At 58.5% G+C, this 17,044-nt stretch carries 20 protein-coding genes; 17 read left to right on the top strand and 3 right to left on the bottom strand.

Features of this window, described 5'->3' with window-relative positions; translation table 11 throughout:
* A partial coding sequence (locus BUE18_RS28835) for a pentapeptide repeat-containing protein (RefSeq protein ID WP_425290533.1) occupies positions 1-321 on the bottom strand: 321 nt, incomplete at its 3' end.
* Between BUE18_RS28835 and BUE18_RS24750 the strand changes: the two genes are divergently transcribed.
* Positions 310-777, top strand: coding sequence for a DMP19 family protein (locus BUE18_RS24750; RefSeq protein ID WP_073478827.1), 468 nt, complete (start codon positions 310-312; stop codon positions 775-777). The genes BUE18_RS28835 and BUE18_RS24750 overlap by 12 nt on opposite strands.
* 27 nt (positions 778-804) lie before the next feature.
* Here the strand turns inward: BUE18_RS24750 and BUE18_RS24745 are convergent, their stop codons facing one another.
* Positions 805-2,598 carry a PocR ligand-binding domain-containing protein gene (locus BUE18_RS24745; protein WP_073478826.1) on the bottom strand — a complete coding sequence of 598 codons (1,794 nt, stop codon included), beginning with the start codon at positions 2,596-2,598 and terminating at the stop codon, positions 805-807.
* 35 nt (positions 2,599-2,633) lie between these two features.
* On the bottom strand, positions 2,634-3,293 hold the full coding sequence (locus BUE18_RS24740; RefSeq protein WP_073478825.1) for a response regulator: 660 nt from the start codon (positions 3,291-3,293) through the stop codon (positions 2,634-2,636).
* A gap of 322 nt (positions 3,294-3,615) precedes the next feature.
* On the opposite strand from BUE18_RS24740, the gene BUE18_RS24735 reads away from it, so the two are divergent.
* The 16 genes from BUE18_RS24735 (at position 3,616) to BUE18_RS24660 (ending at position 17,039) form a co-directional block, all read left to right on the top strand.
* The gene (locus BUE18_RS24735) at positions 3,616-4,497 is read left to right on the top strand and encodes a DUF7973 family transport facilitator (protein ID WP_073478824.1); all 882 of its coding nucleotides are present in this window, start codon (positions 3,616-3,618) and stop codon (positions 4,495-4,497) included.
* A 262-nt stretch (positions 4,498-4,759) separates the two neighbouring features.
* Positions 4,760-5,053: an ethanolamine utilization microcompartment protein EutM gene (eutM, locus tag BUE18_RS24730; RefSeq protein WP_043809980.1), complete on the top strand. Its 294-nt coding sequence runs from the start codon at positions 4,760-4,762 to the stop codon at positions 5,051-5,053.
* A 41-nt stretch (positions 5,054-5,094) separates the two neighbouring features.
* Positions 5,095-5,898: a propanediol utilization microcompartment protein PduB gene (gene pduB, locus BUE18_RS24725; protein ID WP_073478823.1), complete on the top strand. Its 804-nt coding sequence runs from the start codon at positions 5,095-5,097 to the stop codon at positions 5,896-5,898.
* A gap of 18 nt (positions 5,899-5,916) precedes the next feature.
* On the top strand, positions 5,917-7,584 hold the full coding sequence (locus BUE18_RS24720; protein ID WP_073478822.1) for a propanediol/glycerol family dehydratase large subunit: 1,668 nt from the start codon (positions 5,917-5,919) through the stop codon (positions 7,582-7,584).
* Between the two features lie 10 nt (positions 7,585-7,594).
* Entirely contained in the window at positions 7,595-8,242 is a 648-nt protein-coding gene (locus BUE18_RS24715) for a propanediol/glycerol family dehydratase medium subunit (RefSeq protein WP_073478821.1), read from the top strand.
* Positions 8,243-8,272: 30 nt separating this feature from the next.
* Positions 8,273-8,833, top strand: coding sequence for a diol dehydratase small subunit (locus BUE18_RS24710; protein WP_083611278.1), 561 nt, complete (start codon positions 8,273-8,275; stop codon positions 8,831-8,833).
* A 34-nt stretch (positions 8,834-8,867) separates the two neighbouring features.
* Positions 8,868-10,676 carry a diol dehydratase reactivase subunit alpha gene (locus tag BUE18_RS24705; RefSeq protein WP_073478820.1) on the top strand — a complete coding sequence of 603 codons (1,809 nt, stop codon included), beginning with the start codon at positions 8,868-8,870 and terminating at the stop codon, positions 10,674-10,676.
* A gap of 3 nt (positions 10,677-10,679) precedes the next feature.
* On the top strand, positions 10,680-11,114 hold the full coding sequence (locus BUE18_RS24700) for a glycerol dehydratase reactivase beta/small subunit family protein (protein ID WP_073478819.1): 435 nt from the start codon (positions 10,680-10,682) through the stop codon (positions 11,112-11,114).
* A 47-nt stretch (positions 11,115-11,161) separates the two neighbouring features.
* Complete coding sequence (locus BUE18_RS28720; protein ID WP_073478818.1) at positions 11,162-11,809, top strand: BMC domain-containing protein; 648 nt, start codon at positions 11,162-11,164, stop codon at positions 11,807-11,809.
* Positions 11,810-11,821: 12 nt separating this feature from the next.
* Entirely contained in the window at positions 11,822-12,430 is a 609-nt protein-coding gene (locus BUE18_RS24690) for a hypothetical protein (protein ID WP_073478817.1), read from the top strand.
* Complete coding sequence (eutJ, locus tag BUE18_RS24685) at positions 12,427-13,290, top strand: ethanolamine utilization protein EutJ (RefSeq protein WP_073478816.1); 864 nt, start codon at positions 12,427-12,429, stop codon at positions 13,288-13,290. The genes BUE18_RS24690 and eutJ overlap by 4 nt, the downstream gene beginning before the upstream one ends.
* On the top strand, positions 13,283-14,143 hold the full coding sequence (locus BUE18_RS24680) for a hypothetical protein (protein ID WP_073478815.1): 861 nt from the start codon (positions 13,283-13,285) through the stop codon (positions 14,141-14,143). Before eutJ ends, BUE18_RS24680 begins: the two co-directional genes overlap by 8 nt.
* Positions 14,144-14,170: 27 nt before the next feature.
* On the top strand, positions 14,171-14,440 hold the full coding sequence (locus tag BUE18_RS24675) for a EutN/CcmL family microcompartment protein (RefSeq protein WP_028316751.1): 270 nt from the start codon (positions 14,171-14,173) through the stop codon (positions 14,438-14,440).
* Between the two features lie 11 nt (positions 14,441-14,451).
* The gene (locus BUE18_RS24670) at positions 14,452-15,024 is read left to right on the top strand and encodes a cob(I)yrinic acid a,c-diamide adenosyltransferase (protein WP_073478814.1); all 573 of its coding nucleotides are present in this window, start codon (positions 14,452-14,454) and stop codon (positions 15,022-15,024) included.
* The gene (locus BUE18_RS24665; protein ID WP_073478813.1) at positions 14,999-15,556 is read left to right on the top strand and encodes a GlcG/HbpS family heme-binding protein; all 558 of its coding nucleotides are present in this window, start codon (positions 14,999-15,001) and stop codon (positions 15,554-15,556) included. The genes BUE18_RS24670 and BUE18_RS24665 overlap by 26 nt, the downstream gene beginning before the upstream one ends.
* 76 nt (positions 15,557-15,632) lie before the next feature.
* Positions 15,633-17,039, top strand: coding sequence for an aldehyde dehydrogenase family protein (locus BUE18_RS24660; RefSeq protein WP_073478812.1), 1,407 nt, complete (start codon positions 15,633-15,635; stop codon positions 17,037-17,039).
* Positions 17,040-17,044: the final 5 nt, after the last annotated feature.

Raw genomic sequence — 17,044 nt, 5'->3', positions numbered from 1 at the left:
TTGCGTAAGCAACAAAAGGTGCGACCTGAAAAAATTATCAAAACCCCAGGCGCCTGGCGGACGAAAGCCCTGACCGAAAAGCCATTTGTTGTTTTTCCAGAAGTACCGAGCAAGGAAAACAGTTATTGAGTTTTTGAGAGACGAGAAGTGTGAGAGACGTCCCCGAGAAGTGAGAGACGTCCCCGAGAATGTTGAGTTTTTGAGAGACGTCCCCGAGAACCTACGAGAAGTGAGAGACGTCCCCGAGAATGTTGAGTTTTTGAGAGACGTCCCCGAGAACCTAAATGAGAGTAATTCTAAGGAAGAATAATGAGCGACGATATTAATGAACTTTTAGACGAAACCTTCGATTTCTGCATCGAACAGCTTGAAGAAGCCGGCGATGACGTCTTTCGCCTGAGCACTCCCATTCAAACGGTGCTTACGGTTTATAATGCCCAGGGAATTATAGACAATGGCGGTTTCCAATATTTTTTTGAAAACGATTTTCCCCAAACCCCGCCCTATTCTTTCTTTTCAGATGCATATCGAAGAATCGGTGCGGAATGCGCCGCAGACAATATCGACAAGGCGGCCCGTTTGTTCGGCTTTGAAAATCCCCACCTGGATATGGAAAAACGCCAGAGGTTTTTGGACGAAATTTCTGAAGACGAGGCAAACGAGGATAGCCTGTTTCACAGGCTTGGCGACGAAATCTGCGGAGATGATTCCGTGTTTGAAAAACTGGCGGATTACATAAAACAAAACATCCAGTACTTTCGCAAAAATAATAATTAAGCCGCGCAAGGCGCCTGCAACAAGCGATTAGGTCGCCGCCGCCGGCCAGGAGGCTTTGATGGTTGCGCCTTGGCCTTCGGAGCTGATGATCTCCAAATGGCCGTTGCAAAGCTCGGCGCGCTCCCGCATGGAGTCGAGTCCCAGGCCGCGGTTCAGCTCCCGAGAGGAAAGCACCTCGTCCAGGTCGAACCCGATGCCGTTGTCCTTAATCTCCAAATGCAGGCGCCCGCCTTTTTCCGTGAAGGACAGGGAAATCTCATCCCCCTCAAAATACTTGGCCGCGTTGTTGAACGCCTCCTGGATGATCCGAAACACCGCCGGCTTAAGCTGGGGCGACACCTGCTCCTCCTTCACGTCCACGTTCCTTACAATATTAATATGCGTGTAGATGGACTTGAACTCCCGGCAGAACCAGTTGATGGTGGCGATGATGCCCAGTTCGTCCAGAATTCTGGGCCGCAGCTCCACCTGCATGCGCCTTACGTCTGCGATGCTGGCCTTGATGATTTGGCTGGCTGTCTTGGTGATGTCCCGGATATTCAGGTCCGGGTTGTCTATGTTCAAGAGGATGTTGTCCACGCTGAACTTGACGGCGGTGAGGGACTGGCCGATGCCGTCGTGCAGTTCAATGGCCAGTTGGCGGCGCTCCTCCTCCTGGGTGAGAATCAGCTTGGACGACAGGTTTTGCAGCCGGGATTCCGAGGCCTGGAGGGCTTTGGCGGTCTGCTCCTGCATCATATGGGCCCGCACCAGGCGCAGGTTCTGGTAAGCCATGTCCGATATAAGGTTGGCGAACAAGAACAGGGAGTGGCAAATGCGGTAGAACTCGGCGAAGGGCATGACCGGCACCGACTCGTAAGCCTCCACAAATTGCTTGGGGTCCGCGCCCACTTCCTCGGCGTACCGGGTGAGCCTGTCCGTGTTGGGTTTGGGGGAAAGGCGCACCTGCCCCACCAGCCAGTTGGCCACGTGCTTTCCGGCGATGATGATGCTGGCGCCGCCGTCCCAGAGGCCTGCGCTCAGGCAGGGCCGCAGGGTCGGGCCGTGGGGGTTGGGCTTGCCGATGAGTGCGTCCGACTGGACGCAGTTGGCCATCCCTCTGGGCGTATCCCGGATCATGTCGCACAGCAGGCAGAAGTTGCTGGTCCGGGTGATGGGCTGGCCGTCGGGCAGGGTGATGATGGACGCCACGTTGGTGACGTTGGTGAAGGCGTCCTGGATTTTTTCCAGTTCGTTGATGGTGAACAAATCGGTGAAGTCAAAATCCAGGCCGTTCAGTTCATCGTCCGCCAGATCGTCGAACACGGGAATCCTGGGAGCGCGCAGATTCTGAATGGTTTCCACGTGCAAGTCGCCGGATAGGATTTTTTTAGGCTCGATATCCGGGTAGGAAATATTGATTTTTTCCACCTCCATCTTTTTTTGATGAAAGATGATTTCGGTTTCCTGGCCGTCATGGGGCGAGGCGAAGGAAACCAGCCGGCTGGGGCTCAGGCGAAAAACATTGACGTTGAACAAACCCAGAAAAGCCCCGTTCCGCCTAAAGAATCCCCCCTGATACCGCCAGTTGTTCCCCGTTTCCAGGACTTCCTTATACGATCTTAGAATGACGGACTCTTTAAGCTCGGGAAAGGCCTCTTCCATGGGCAGCCCGCTGATGGAGGCGTGCTTACGCTGGAAGAGGTCGTCCGCCGCAGGATTCGCCTTGACGAAAAACAGGCGGCCGTCGGGTTTCAGTTCAAACATTCGGCAGGCCATGGGCAGGCAGTCCATGAGCTTTTCGAATTCTTCGGGGGAAACGTTTGTCGGGGGTGTTTGCATAATACCGCTATGGGACCCTACATAAAGCTACCGGGTCATGTATTGAGGATAATTCCGTTTTTAAGGGCGAAGTTGGAGACTTCCCTGGCGCTGTGAAGGTCCAGCTTTTTCATGAGGTTGGTCCGGTGCTTGTCCACGGTCTTGGGAGAGATGAAGAGCAGGTCCGCGATTTGCTGGTTGGTGTTGCCTTCGGCCACCAGTTGAAAAACCTCTTTTTCCCGTTGCGTCAGGCTTGCCAGGGGGTCGGTTGCCTCCCGTGTGTCCGGGTTGATCACGCTGTGGATCAACTGGCCGGAGAGGTCGGAGCTTAAATAGGCCTTGCCGTCCATGATGGCCCTGATGGCCATGAACAACTCCTGGGGATCGTCGCCCTTCAGCAGGTAACCGTCCGCCCCTTCCTTGAGCGCGGGAATAAGGTAGTCCTGGGAAGCGTGCATGGTGATGACCAGGATTTTGACATCCGGGTGCTCCTTCTTTAGCTGGCGCATGGCGCCCAGCCCGTTCATCTTGGGCATGGACAGGTCCAGCAGGATGAGATCGGGCTTGCACTTCCGGGTCATTTCAATGGCCGCCAGCCCGTTATCCGCCTCCCCCACCACCTGAAACTCGGACCGGGAGGAGATCAGGGACTTCAAGCCCTTGCGCACAAGGGCGTGGTCTTCGGTAATTAAAATTTTGATGATGTTCTGCGTCATAGTCTTTATCCAAGGCGAAAATTTCACTGCATAAAAAGAATACGCTAGTCCCTATAGCGTGTAAAGATCCTAATTTTACACCCCATATCCCGTTTTAAGGCCTCACCCCAGTTTGCGGTTCCGTACACCCTATGCCCCCCATGCCCGAATAGGGTGTACGGGGCGCCAAATTGGAGTCCTTCCCTCCATCAATATGGTGTGACCGCCTAATTGTCACAAGCCCCTGTCTGCACGTAGGTTCCAACACGGACCTAAGGGCCTCGAATCCGGGGCCAACCGTGAACACATCAACGCTTAACATGACACAGGAGAGGTAAAGGGAATGGACTTTTTGGTACTTTTACTAGTCGGCTTCGGGGGCGGCGTGGTTGGAGCGTGCATCGGCGCTCTACCGGCATTTATTCTTACGGGCGTCTTCGCCGTGATCGGGGGCTTCTTCGCCATGCTGGGCCAGCCCGTGGACGTTTTGGGCCCCCTGGCCTTCGGGCCTGCGCTGGGGCCCCACGTATTCTTCGCGGGCGGCGTGGCGGCCACGGCCTACGCCGGCAAGAAGGGCTACATTGAAGAAGGCGGGAACATCCTGCTTTCCCTGAACGGCACCGGCGAGCCTTCCGTCATGCTGGTGGGCGGCCTCTTCGGCGTCATCGGCCTTTTGATCACCACGGGGTTAACCAAGATCGGCGTCCCTACGGATAACATCGCCGTGGCGGTATTCGCCTGCGGCGTGATCGGACGGCTGGCTTTCGGCGAAAAAGGCGTTTGCGGCATGTACAACGAAGGCGAGAAGCGCGCTTACATGTCTTTGGGCAAGCCCTTTTATTACAACATCATCCTGGGCTTCTGCGTGGGCCTCATGTGGGCCGGCCTCGTGGCGGTAGTCAAGACCAACACCACGGCCAACATCACCCCCATCTTCGCCCTGGCCTTCGGCTTTTCAGCCATTTCCCTGATTTTCACCCAGACGGGATTCGACACCCCGGCGACGCACCACATCGCCTATCCCAGCGCCCTGGCGGCGGCCATGGCCATGAACGCAGGCCTGCCTCCGGTGGGCGGCATTCTGGTGGGCGGGGCTTTTGCCGCATTGGGCGCCCTGTTCGGAGACATGGCCATCAAAATATTCAACACCAATTGCGACACCCATATCGACCCGCCGGCCACGGCGATCGCCCTGAACGTGCTCATTATCAACCTGGTTCTGTAGACCTGGGGGAGACCCTATTTTTGGGGCTTTCAAGACCCTATAACGCATAGGGTGAACCCTATGAAAAATACGGTGCACAGAAGATGAAATTAGCTGAAATCCCTAACCATAAACACGGGGTGGGCCGTATTTACGCAGAACCGGGCCAAGGGCTAACATGGCTTTAACTTAGGAGGATGTCGGCCCCTGCGCGGTGCAGACCGGCGAAAACAACGCAAAGCCCCGGGAAAAGGCTCCCGGCGGCAACGAAGGAGACAACACAATGGTAGGAAAAGAAGCATTGGGAATGGTTGAGACCAGAGGCCTCGTCGCCAATATCGAGGCGGCCGACGCCATGGTTAAGGCGGCCAACGTCACCCTGATCGGCAACATCAAGATCGGTTCCGGATTGGTCACGACTATGGTTCGCGGAGACGTGGGGGCCGTCAAGGCGGCCACCGACGCCGGCGCTGCTGCTGCCGCCAAGGTAGGCGAAGTGGTGTCCGTCCATGTCATCCCCAGGCCCCATACGGAAGTGGAAGGCATTCTGCCCCAGGGCCTTGAAAGCGTCAAATAAGACCAACGAACACAATCTTATAGCAGATAAGGGAGAATACCATGCAGGACGACATTATAAACGCCGTTATGAAAGAAGTGATGAAGAGGGTGGAAACCCCTGAAGCGGCGCCCGCCGCTTGCCCGGCGGCCCCCACGGCCGCAGCTTGCGCCGCCAGCGGCCTGACCGAGTTTGTGGGCGTTTGCGAGTTTGGAAACACCCAGGGTCTGGTCATCGCCAATCTGGACCAATCCATCCATGAAATCATGGGCTTTGACAAGAAATACCGCTCCCTGGGCATCATCGGCGCCCGCACCGGAGCAGGCCCCCAGATCATGGCGGCCGACGAAGCCATCAAGGCCACCAACACCGAAATCCTCAAGGTGGAGCTTCCCCGCGACACCCAGGGCGGCGCAGGCCACGGCTCCCTGATCGTGTTCGGCGCTGAAGACGTTTCCGACGCCCGCCGGGCCGTGGAAGTCACCCTGGACAACCTGCCCAAGTTCTTCGGCGACGTGTACGGCAACGACATGGGCCACCTGGAATTGCAGTACACCGCCCGCGCTTCCAAGTGCCTCACCACCGTGTTCGGCGCTCCCGAAGGCAAGGCTTTCGGCCTGATCCTGGGCGCTCCCGCAGTCATCGGCATGCTCATGATCGACGCGGCCGTCAAATCCGCCGACGTGGACGTTTTGGATTACGGATCTCCGGCTCACGGCACCAGCTTCTCCAACGAAGTGTTCATCACCGTTTCCGGCGACTCCGGCGCAGTGCGCCAGGCCATCATCGCCGGCCGTGAAGTTGGCAAGCCACTCCTGGCTGCCTGGGGACAGGACTGCCCCTCCGCTCACATCCCCTACATTTAAGAAAAGGAGCGTGCCAAATTGCAGAAAAGACAAAAGCGATTTGAGGTCCTGGAACAAAGGGCCGTCAACAAAGACGGATTCATTAAGGAATGGGACGAAGTCGGCCTGGTTGCCATGGACAGCCCCTACGATCCGAAACCCGGACTGAAAATAGAAAACGGCAAGGTTGTGGAAATGGACGGGATTCCCTGCGCGGAATTCGACATGATCGACACCTTTATCGCCAACCATTGCATCGACGTGAACGTGGCCGCCGAAGCCATGGCCATTGACTCCCTGGAATTCGCCAAGAAACTGGTGGACATCAATGTGTCCGGCGCTGAAATCAAGCGTCTGGTTCCCGGCCTGACTCCGGCCAAGATCCTGGACGTCCTGAAAAAAATGAACGTGGTTGAGCTCATGATGGCTATGCAGAAACTGCGCTGCCGCAAGACTCCCGCCAACCAGGCTCACATCACCAACGTCAAGGACACCCCGGCCCTGCTGGCGGCGGACGCGGCGGAAGGCTCCTACCGCGGGTTCCAGGAACTGGAAACCACCGTCGGCATCGCCCGCTACGCCCCCATGAACGCCATCGCCCTGTTGATCGGCGGCCAGGTGGGCTGCCGCGGCACCCTTACCCAGTGCGCCGTGGAAGAAGCCATGGAGCTTCAGATGGGCATGAAGGGCCTCACCGCCTACGCTGAAACCGTTTCCGTTTACGGCACCGATCAGGTCTTCGTGGACGGCGACGACACCCCGTGGTCCAAGGCTTTCCTGGCTTCCGCCTACGCCTCCCGCGGCATCAAAATGCGCTTCACCTCCGGCACCGGCTCCGAAGTGCAGATGGGCTACGCCAACAAAAAGTCCATGCTTTACCTTGAGATCAAGTGCATCATGATCACCAAGGGCGCCGGCGTGCAGGGCCTCCAAAACGGCTCCATCTCCTGCATCGGCGTTCCGGGCGCAGTTCCCGGCGGCATCCGCGCCGTTTTGGCCGAAAACGTGGCGACGGTTCTGTTGGACCTGGAAGTGGCTTCCGGCAACGACCAGACCTTCACCCACTCCCCCATCAGGAACACCGCCAGAATGCTTATGCAGTTCCTGCCCGGCACCGACTATGTGTTCTCCGGGTATTCCGGGGTTCCCAACTACGACAACATGTTCGCAGGCTCCACCCACGATTCCGACGACTTCGACGACATGCTGGTTTTGCAGCGCGACCTCCAGTGCGACATGGCTCTGCGTCCGGTGACCGAAGAACAGATCATCGCCGTGCGGAACAAGGCCGCCCGCGCCATGCAGGCCGTTTTTCAGGAAGTGGGCTTCCCGGCAATCACCGACGAAGAAGTGGAAGCAGCCACCTACGCCCACGGCTCCAAAGACATGCCAGACCGCAACCAGCCGGAAGACCTTCGCGCAATCGAAGAGTTCCTCAAGTCCGGCAAAACCGGCCTGGATATCGTCAGGGCTCTGCACAAGCACGGCTTCCAGGACGTTGCGGAATCCGTATTGGGAATGCTCAAGCAAAAGGTTTCGGGCGATTATCTGCACACCTCCGCGATTGTCGACGAGAACTTCAACGTCAAGAGCGCGATAAACGACCGCAACGATTACATGGGCCCCGGCACCGGCTACCGCCTGGAAGGCGAACGCTGGGAGCTGCTCAAGAACATCCCCCAGGCCATCAGCCCTGAAGACATATAGGGAGTAGAAAATGAAACTCACAGAAGAGATGCTAAGACAGATCATTACCGAAGTCGTGGGTCAGATGGCGGGCGGCGCGGCCGCTCCTGCTTCCGCAGCTGCGGTGGATACGGACAAGCCCCTTGACTTCATCGAAAAAGGGCCCGCCCAGGCAGGGAGCAATCCCAAGGAAGTGGTGATTGCCGTTCCCCCGGGATTCGGAACCACTCCCACCAAGACTATTATTGACATTCCCCATTCCGTGGTGCTGGCCGAAGTGGCCGCAGGCATCGAGGAAGAAGGCCTGACGGCGCGATTCGTGCGGAACTACCAGACCGCCGACGTGGCTTTTCTGGCACACTCCGCCGCCCAGTTGAGCGGTTCCGGCGTTGGAATCGGCATCCTCTCCAGAGGAACCTCCGTCATCCATCAGAAGGATCTTGCTCCCCTGCAGAACCTGGAGCTCTTCCCCCAGGCCCCCCTGGTGGAAGCTGAGACGTTTCGGGCCATCGGCAAAAACGCCGCCAAGTACGCCAAGGGGGAGAACCCCAATCCGGTTCCCGTGAAAAACGATCCCATGGCCAGGCCCAGGTACCAGGGTCTTGCAGCCCTGCTGCACAACAAGGAAGTGCAGTTTTTGGACCCGCAAAAGAAAATTCTTGAAGTGGTTCAGGGCTAACCAGGCCGCTGGGATGCGAAGGAGATAAAAATGGTAAGTTTTACGAAAGATCAGATAGCAGACATCATCCGGAAGGTCGGAGACGGAACCTCCCCCGAAGCCCTGGAAAGCGCCGTCAAAAACGTTTTGGCCAAGCTCCAGTCCGAAGGCCTGTCCGCCCCTGCAAGCCAGGGCGGCAAGCTGGACGCCAGCTCCTATCCTCTGGGAATCAAACGCAAGGACCTGGTCAAGTCCGCCACCGGGCTGGGCCTGGACGACATCACCATTGAAAAGGTGATCGCCGGCGACATTCAGTTCGACGATATCAAGACCCGCCCGGAAACCCTGGCGTATCAGAATGAAATCGCCAAGAGCGTCAACCGTCCCAACCTGGCCAACAACCTGGCCCGCGCCGGCGAAATGACCCGTATCCCCGACGCCAGACTGCTGGAGATGTACAACTTCCTGCGCCCCTACCGGGCCACCAAGCAGGAAATGATTTCCATGGCCGAGGAACTGGAGGAGAAATACCAGGCCCCGGCCTGCGCCAAACTGGTGCGGGAAGCGGCCGATGTTTACGAGAAGAACAATCGTCTCAAAGGAGACCGCTAGTCGGGCGATCGCCGGAGGACAGTGGAGAAGTTAAATGCTCATTGCTGGTGTAGACATAGGGAACAATTCCACGGAAGTGGCTGTGGCGAGAATCGGCGCCGGCGTCGAATTCCTGTCCAGCGCTCTTGTGAGAACCATAGGCCTGAAAGGCACCCTGCGCAACGCCATGTGCGTCATTGACGCCGTGGACAAAGCCATGGCCGCAGTTTCCATGACCCGGAACGATCTGGACCTGATTCTGTTGAACAAGGCGACGCCCGTAATCGGGGATGTAGCCATGGAGACCATTACGGAAACCGTCATCACGGAATCGGCCATGATCGGGCACAATCCGGATACACCAGGCGGGCTGGGTCTGGGTCAGGGAGTGACCGTAGATATCCGGGACCTGACCCAGACCGCCCCCGGCGCTCCCTGCATTGCCGTCATTGACGGCGGCGTGGACTTTAGAGAAGCGGCGGAGATGATCAACGCCGCAGTCGCCAGGGGAATCAGAATAACCGGCGCGATAGTAAAAAAGGACGACGGCGTTCTGATATACAACCGCCTGACCTCCCCTATCCCCATTGTGGATGAAGTCCAGCATATCGACAAAGTTCCTTTGGGCATGCCCGCCGCGCTGGAAGTGGCCCGCGTGGGCAGGTCCATCGAAAAACTGTCCAACCCTTACGACATCGCCACCCTGTTTGAATTATCCCCGGAGGAAACCCGGCAGATTACCCCCATTGCCAGGGCCCTCACCGGCAACCGGTCCGGGGTGGTGATCAAGACCCCCAAGGGCGACGTCCAGGAGCGCCGGATTCCGGCCGGGACCATCACTATGGTGGGCGAAACCGCCAAGGAGGCCGTGGACGTGGAACTGGGCGCCGACGCCATCATGGAGAAATTGGCCAGGGTGGCGCCGCTGAAGGAAATCCAGTCCCAGCCCGGCACCAACGCCCACGGCATGTTCGAACGGGTCAGAACCGTTATGGCCGAACTGACGGACCAGCCTGTAAGCCTCATCAAGATACAGGATGTGCTGGCCGTAAACACCCTCCAGCCTCAGCATGTGCTGGGCGGTCTGGCCGGGGAGTTCACCCGCGGCACGGCCGTGGGCCTGGCGGCCATGGTCATGACCCAGAACATTCCCATGCAGCGTCTGGCGGCCAAGCTGAAAGAGGAAACCGGCGTGGAAGTGGAAATCGGCGGCGTGGAGGCTGAAATGGCCATCACCGGCGCCCTGACCACCCCCGGCGCCGAAGCGCCCCTGGCCATCCTGGACCTGGGCGGAGGCTCCACCGACGCCTCCATCATCCACCGGGACGGAACGGTCAAGTCCATCCACATGGCCGGCGCGGGGGACATGGTGACCATGCTCATCAACACGGAGCTTGGCCTGGACGATCCCGACCTGGCCGAGGACATCAAGCGCTATCCCCTGGCCAAGGTGGAAACCCTCTTTCACATGCGGCACGAAACCGGAGCCGTGGAGTTTTTCGACGCCCACCTGGATCCCTCCCTGTTCGGCAGGGTGGCTATTCTGGGCGAAAACGGCCCCATTCCCATCATGCACGATCTCAACCTGAACCAGATCGTGAACGTGCGCCGCAAAGCCAAAGAAAAAGTTTTTGTAAGAAACGCCTTGAGAGCTTTGGAGCAGGTGGCGCCCGGCGGCAACATCAGGCTTATCGACTTTGTGGCTCTGGTGGGCGGATCGGCCCTGGATTTTGAAATCCCGGAAATGATCGCCGACGCCCTGGCGGAGTACGGCCCGGTGTTGGGCAAGGGCAACATTCGCGGCTGCGAAGGCCCCAGAAACGCCGTGGCCACGGGCCTTTGCCTTTCCAGGAAAGGATGCTGAGCCATGGGATCTCCGCTTCTGCAAGTCGCTCAAAAGCCGGCCGTTTACCTGGTAGTGTTGGGAGAAGCGCCCGATTGGTTCGTCCAGGCATTGGAAAACGGCCTGGAGGAAGAAGGAATCCCTTGCGAAAGAAGGGATTCCCAGGAAAACGACGCGATATTGGCGGCCAGCCAGGCGGCGAAAGCCTCCCGGATCAACGTGGGGCTTTCCGTCAAGGCGGCGGCCGGCGGCGCCATTACCGGGGTTGTTCTCCATCACAGGGACCTGCCTGAAAAACGCCCCCTCTTTCACCTGACCTGGGAAGAGGCGTCTACAGAGTCCCTGAACCGGCTGGGCAGGAACGCGGCCCGGCTGGTCAAAGGCAACCCGTTCATCATGGACCCGGCGGACACGGCCGGTCCATGCGGGGATTCAGGAACCAAGGATAAACTAAATTAGCTGCAAGCAGTGAGGCCTGGGCCGAATCCCGGGCGAAAGGGATATCAATGAAGAAAGTAAAGAGCATCGGCCTTATCGAAACCCTGGGCATGGTGGGCGTGGTGGAAGCGGCGGACGCCGCTTTAAAAGCCGCCAACGTCACGCTTTTGGGTTACGAATTTAACGGGGCCGGCTACATGGTCATCAAGCTGACCGGGGACGTGGCCGCGGTTAAGGCCGCTGTCAGTTCAGGCGCAGCAACCGCCCGGAAGCTGGGCAATCTGGTGGCGGCGCATGTCATCCCCCGTCCGGATGACCAGGTGATCGATACGGAAATATGCGGAAAGGACAACGTGCCGCCGTTCAACGGGTCCGACAGCGAGCCCGAAGACGGCAAAACCTCCGGCGCCGCGTCCGAAAAGGAATCCAAAGGAAGCCAGGAAAACGCAGTAAAAGCCTCTGAATCCAAGCCTGCAACCGCAACTGCAGAGAAGGAGGAAGCGCCGGCGGAAAAGGCGGCGCCCGAGGCGAAAGACGCAAAAGACGCGCCCGCCAAGCAGGCGTCCAAGCCCGAAGCAAAAACAAAATCCTCCAAACCTGCCGCTTCGGAAGTAAAAAATGCGTCCAGCCCCAAAGCGCCGGAGAAGCCGGCCGACTCGGGCAAGACTGCGCCGGCGAAAACAGACGGCGGCAATAAGCCGAAATCCAGGAAATAGGAGTCTGTCCCTTTGAATTCCCTTCGTGCATACGCCTTTATTGATCGCCTCCAGCCCCAGTTGGCCGGGGTGGCCGCTGCAAGCTCGCCAGGGTTCCTGCCGATAGGCGGGGAGTCCTCCCTTGTGATGGAAGTGCAGCCCGGCATCCTGATCAACCAAGCCATTGACCTGGCGCTTAAGGCCAGTCCGGTCAAACTGGGGAAATCCCTTTGCGAGCGGTATTTCGGATACATGGAGATCCATGCCAAGTCTCAGCAGGACGTGCTTTATGCAGGCAGCGCAGCATTGAAGGGGCTGGGTTTCACCGAAAAGGACATAACCAAGCCCGAGGTTTTGAGCTCTTTGATCATTAACAAGGTCAGCCCGTACCACGCCCAGTTGATGAACGTGTACCGGAACGGGTCTTTGCTTATTCCGGGCAAGGACCTGCTCACCGTGGAGTGCGAGCCCGCCGCGTACATTTTTTTGGCCGCCAATGAAGTGGAAAAGCAGGTGGACGTCACCCTGGTGGATTGCGTGGAAGTCGGGGCCGTGGGGCGGTTGTCCGTGTCCGGAACGCCCTCTGAGATTAAACAGGCTGAAAAAGCGGCCGTACAGGCTTTAAAGGCGGTGCAGCCATGAAAGATAGCGGCATGGAGGCCATCAACGAAAGAATAAGGCAGTTTCGCGACAGCCTTTCCCTGGAAAACGCGCCCCGCCCGGGCAGCCCCCTCTGGGCCGGAGTGGACCTGGGAACCGCCAATATCGTCACCGCCGTGGTGGACCGTGAAGGAACGCCCATCGCAGGCATGACCACCCGCTCCAAGTCAACGGTTCGGGACGGCCTGGTTTTCGACTACATGGGCGTCATGAGCATTCTCAAGACCCATGTGCAGGTTCTGCGGTCCAGGGGCTTTGACATCAGGGACGCCGCAGCAGCCTACCCTCCCGGCACAATAGGAAGAAACCAACAGGCCTTCGGGCATATTCTGAACGGCGCCGGCCTGGAAGCCGTCAGCCTGGTTGACGAGCCCAGCGCGGCCGCCCTGGCTTTGGGCATTGACTCCGGGTGCGTGGTGGATATCGGCGGCGGCACCACGGGCATCTCCATTCTGGAAGACGGAGAAGTGGTTTACACCGGCGACGAGCCCACGGGCGGGCATCATCTGGATTTGGTCATTGCGGGCAGCATGGGCGTTTCCATTGAAGAAGCCGAAGCCATGAAAAACAACCCGGCCCATCAGCGCATGCTGGCGGGAATGGTCATGCCGGTCTTTGAAAAAATGGGCGCCATAGTCCGGGAGCACACAGCTTCTTATAATCCGAAACAAATCCATTTAGTGGGCGGGACTTCCAGCTTTCCCGGAGCGGACGCAGTCATCGCCCAGGAAACGGGCCTGCCCGTCTTTTTGCCTGACGATCCCCTATTAGTCACCCCCCTGGGCACGGCGTTGCATGCGGCGCTGGCCGCTTCAGGAAGAAAGGCGGCGGCAAATGAGTAAAGATAATAATACCTTAGATTATAATACCGTTGAGATCAAGGCACTCGTTCAGCAGGTGCTCTACGCCGTGGCCAGGGCCAGCCGTGACGAAGATGCGGACCGTTATGTGCTGGCCCTGTTCACGGGCGCTACTGCTGGATTTTCACAGGCCTTGTCCGGGCTGGAACACCTCATGCTGAACGGGACCATGCTTCGCGTCCTGACAAGCGAGTCGGCACGCCGCCTTTACGGAGACGTTTTGGAAAAAAGGCTCATGCCCTGGCCTAACGCGGAAGTCATGGAAAAGGACTCCTGGTTCAGCCAGGTGCAAAAATGCTCCGGCGTGGTCATTCCCATGTTGAGCGTGGCCTCCCTCTCCCGCGTTTGCAGCATGACCCCGGACACCTTGGCCGCGAATATAATTCTTCAAGCCCTATTCATGGGTAAGCCAGTCGTGGCGGCTATTGACGGCGCCGCGCCAAACTCACCTGACCGTAAACTCCTGGGGCTTGATCAGGGCGCGCCGGCCCTGATGGAGGCTTTGGCCCACCGCCTGCTTGAGTTCTCCAATTTCGGCGCAAGACTGACCTGGAGCCGAAATCTCGGCCCCGCTTCCCTGCGTTTCTTCCGCCCCGCAGATAGCGACCAACCTGGTCAGTCGCCCCTTAGCATCCCGGCGTCCCGGCCCTCGGCCCCCCAAAGTCCCGCCCCCCCTGACTTTGGCCCGATCCGGCTGGTGGACGCCGGGCATGTTAAGATTGCTCGCGAAGCAGGAACGCCTATTCATACGACGCCTGGCGCCGTGGTTACCCCTCTTGCCAGGGAAATGGCCTCTGGCTGGGGGATTGAGATCATCGCCGCGCCCCAGGGTTAAGGGTCCAGGCAATGGAAAGGACAGATCATGATTTTAGGACAAGTCATAGGAACCGTAGTGGCAACGAGCAAGCACGAACTGCTGGTGGGTTCGAAAATACTGGTGGTTCAGGCCGTGCAACCCGATGGGACTCCTATAGAAGGCGAACTGCTGGTGGCCGTGGATACAGTGGGCGCCGGAACCGGCGAACACGTGATCGTGACGACGGGCTCCAACGCGTCCAAGGCGTGCGAGACGGAGAAGGCTCCCGTGGACGCAGCCATTATCGGGATCATCGACGAGATCGACGTGAATTAAGGAGAGAGGCCATGAGCATTTACACCGGCGGAGGCGATAAAGGCAAAACCAGCCTGCTTTCCGGAGAACGGGTTTCCAAAGCCGATCCCCGGGTGGAAGCCTACGGGACCCTGGACGAACTCACGGCCCAATTGGGAATGTGCCGCGCCCATCTTGACCAGTTCCCTGCATGCGCCCCTTTTGTCGAAATGATTGTGAATATTCAGCGGGACCTGTTCCGGGTGGGCATGCAGCTTTCCAGCAGCCCCAAGTACTGGAGCAAGTTGCCCGCTCCCATTGACGGAGACGACATTCAATCCCTGGAAGAGGCCATTGATATTCTGGAGAAGGCTTTTGGGCTTCCCGGATTTTTCGTGAGCCCGGGCAGGACTTTGGCCGGCGCAACCCTGCATGTGGCCAGGACCATCTGCCGCCGCGCAGAGCGCCAGGCCTGGGCCGCCTCGGGAGACGCCGAAAGCTGCGCATTGCTTTTGAAATACATCAACCGGTTGTCCGACCTTTTGTTCTCCCTGTCGTGGGTTGCGGAAATCCGGATTTTACTGACTGAGGAGTTGAGCCATGGAAATCATGACGCACATCTGTAACGACCTGGCTCGCGTGCTGGCCCGCATCGCCCGGAAAAAAGCCCTGGAAATCCAAGTCCCCATGGTCATCGCATTCGCCGACGCCCGGGGGGAGCTGGTTCACTTCCAGCGCATGGACAAGGCATTGCCCGTCAGCTCGGACATTGCGGTGAACAAGGCTTTTACCGCCGCTGCGCTCCGCATGTCCACCCAAAAAGCCGGGAGGCTGGTTGAGCAAGGCCAGGAGCTTGCCGGGCTGGAACTGACCAATCAGGGCAAGATGGTGATTTTCGGCGGCGGCCTGCCTTTGAGCCTGGACGGAGAGGTTGTCGGGTCCGTTGGAGTGAGCGGAGGATCCGTGGCCCAGGACATGGTGGTTGCCCAGGCGGCGGCCAACGCATTGGAGCAAATGGAAAAAACGGCCCAGGCTTTATTGGCGATTCTTCCCAAAACCCTGGAGGATCTGACGGATCTTGCCAACAAGATTCAGAACCTGGAGCGCAAGGAAGGCGCGGATTCGGACATCCTGGAAGGGGCCTTTTACCTGATATAAAAATTTTCAAGCAGGATATCGGCGCCAAAGGGCCGAGGCGGCCGCCTTAAACCGGCCGAAAGAGCAAGGAGACAAAATGAGCGTGAAAGAATTAGCACTGGAAGACATGGTCGCCAGCGTGATCATGGAAATGATGAACAAGGACGAGGAACCCTGCCAGCCCACGGGCGACGGGATTTGCGAAACCATTGACGAAGCCGTGGCCAAGGCAAAGGCGGCCCAGCCGCGTTTAATCTCCCTCACCCTGGAGAAGCGGGAAGCCATCCTCAAGGCCATTCGGGAAGTCGCTCTGGCGAAAAACGAAGAATGGGCCAAGGCGACCGTTGCGGAAACCGGCCTGGGCCGCGTGGAAGACAAAATCGCGGAAAACATCCTGGCGGCCACCAAGACGCCCGGAACCGAAGACCTGGACGCCAAGGCGCTCTCCGGCGATGCAGGCCTGACCCTCATCGAATACGCTCCTTTCGGCGTGATCGGCTCCTTGACTCCCGTCACCAACGCCACCGGCACCCTGATCAACAACACCATTTCCATGCTGGCAGGCGGCAACACCGTGGTTTACAACGTGCATCCTTCCGCGCTCAAAATCAGCACCGAAGTCATCCGCACCTTTCATAAGGTGATCGTAGAGAACGGAGGCCCGGAAGGCTGCGTGGGCATGGTTGCCAAGCCGACCATGAAAACCGCCGGCGAAATCATGGCGCATCCCGACATCAACGTGCTGGTCGCCACCGGCGGCGCGGGCGTTGTGAAGGCGGTTCTTTCCTCCGGCAAAAAAGCCATTGGCGCCGGCGCAGGCAATCCTCCGGTTCTGGTGGACGAAACCGCGTGCATCCGCAAGGCTGCGGAGGAAATCATCGCCGGGCATTCCATCAACAACAACATCTTCTGCATTTCCGAAAAGGAAGTCATCGCCGTGGATGAGGTGGCCGACAACCTTTTGAAGTTCATGGAAGAGACGGGCAAGGCCGCTGTCCTGACTCCCGAAGAGGCGCAAAAGGTCACCGAGACCGTGATCCACGACAATCATGTGGTCAAAGACTACGTGGGCAAGGACGCGTCCGTGATCGTCGAAGGCGCCGGTTTAACCCGCCTGGCCGGAAAAAAGGGTCTGCGCTGCCTGGTGTTTGAGGCTGACAAAAAGCATCCCATGGTCTGGATCGAGCAGATGATGCCCGTGCTGCCCCTGGTCCGGGTCAAGGACGTGTGGGAAGGCATCGACCTGGCCGTAAAGGTGGAGCAGGGCAACCGGCACACCGCCATGATGCACTCCACCAACGTGGAGCATCTGACCGCCCTGGCCCGCGCCATCCAAACCACCATTTTCGTGAAAAACGGCCCCTCGTACAGCGGCATCGGCCTGAACGGCGAAGGCCACGCAACCTTCACCATTGCAGGCCCCACAGGGGAAGGCATTACCTCGGCCAAGTCCTTCTGCCGTCAACGGCGGTGCGTGCTCATCGACTCCTTTAGAATCGTTTAAGCCGG

This window comes from Desulfatibacillum alkenivorans DSM 16219 (assembly GCF_900142135.1).
Classification (GTDB): Bacteria; Desulfobacterota; Desulfobacteria; order Desulfobacterales; family Desulfatibacillaceae; genus Desulfatibacillum; species Desulfatibacillum alkenivorans.
This window is presented reverse-complemented; position numbering and strand designations above follow the sequence as displayed.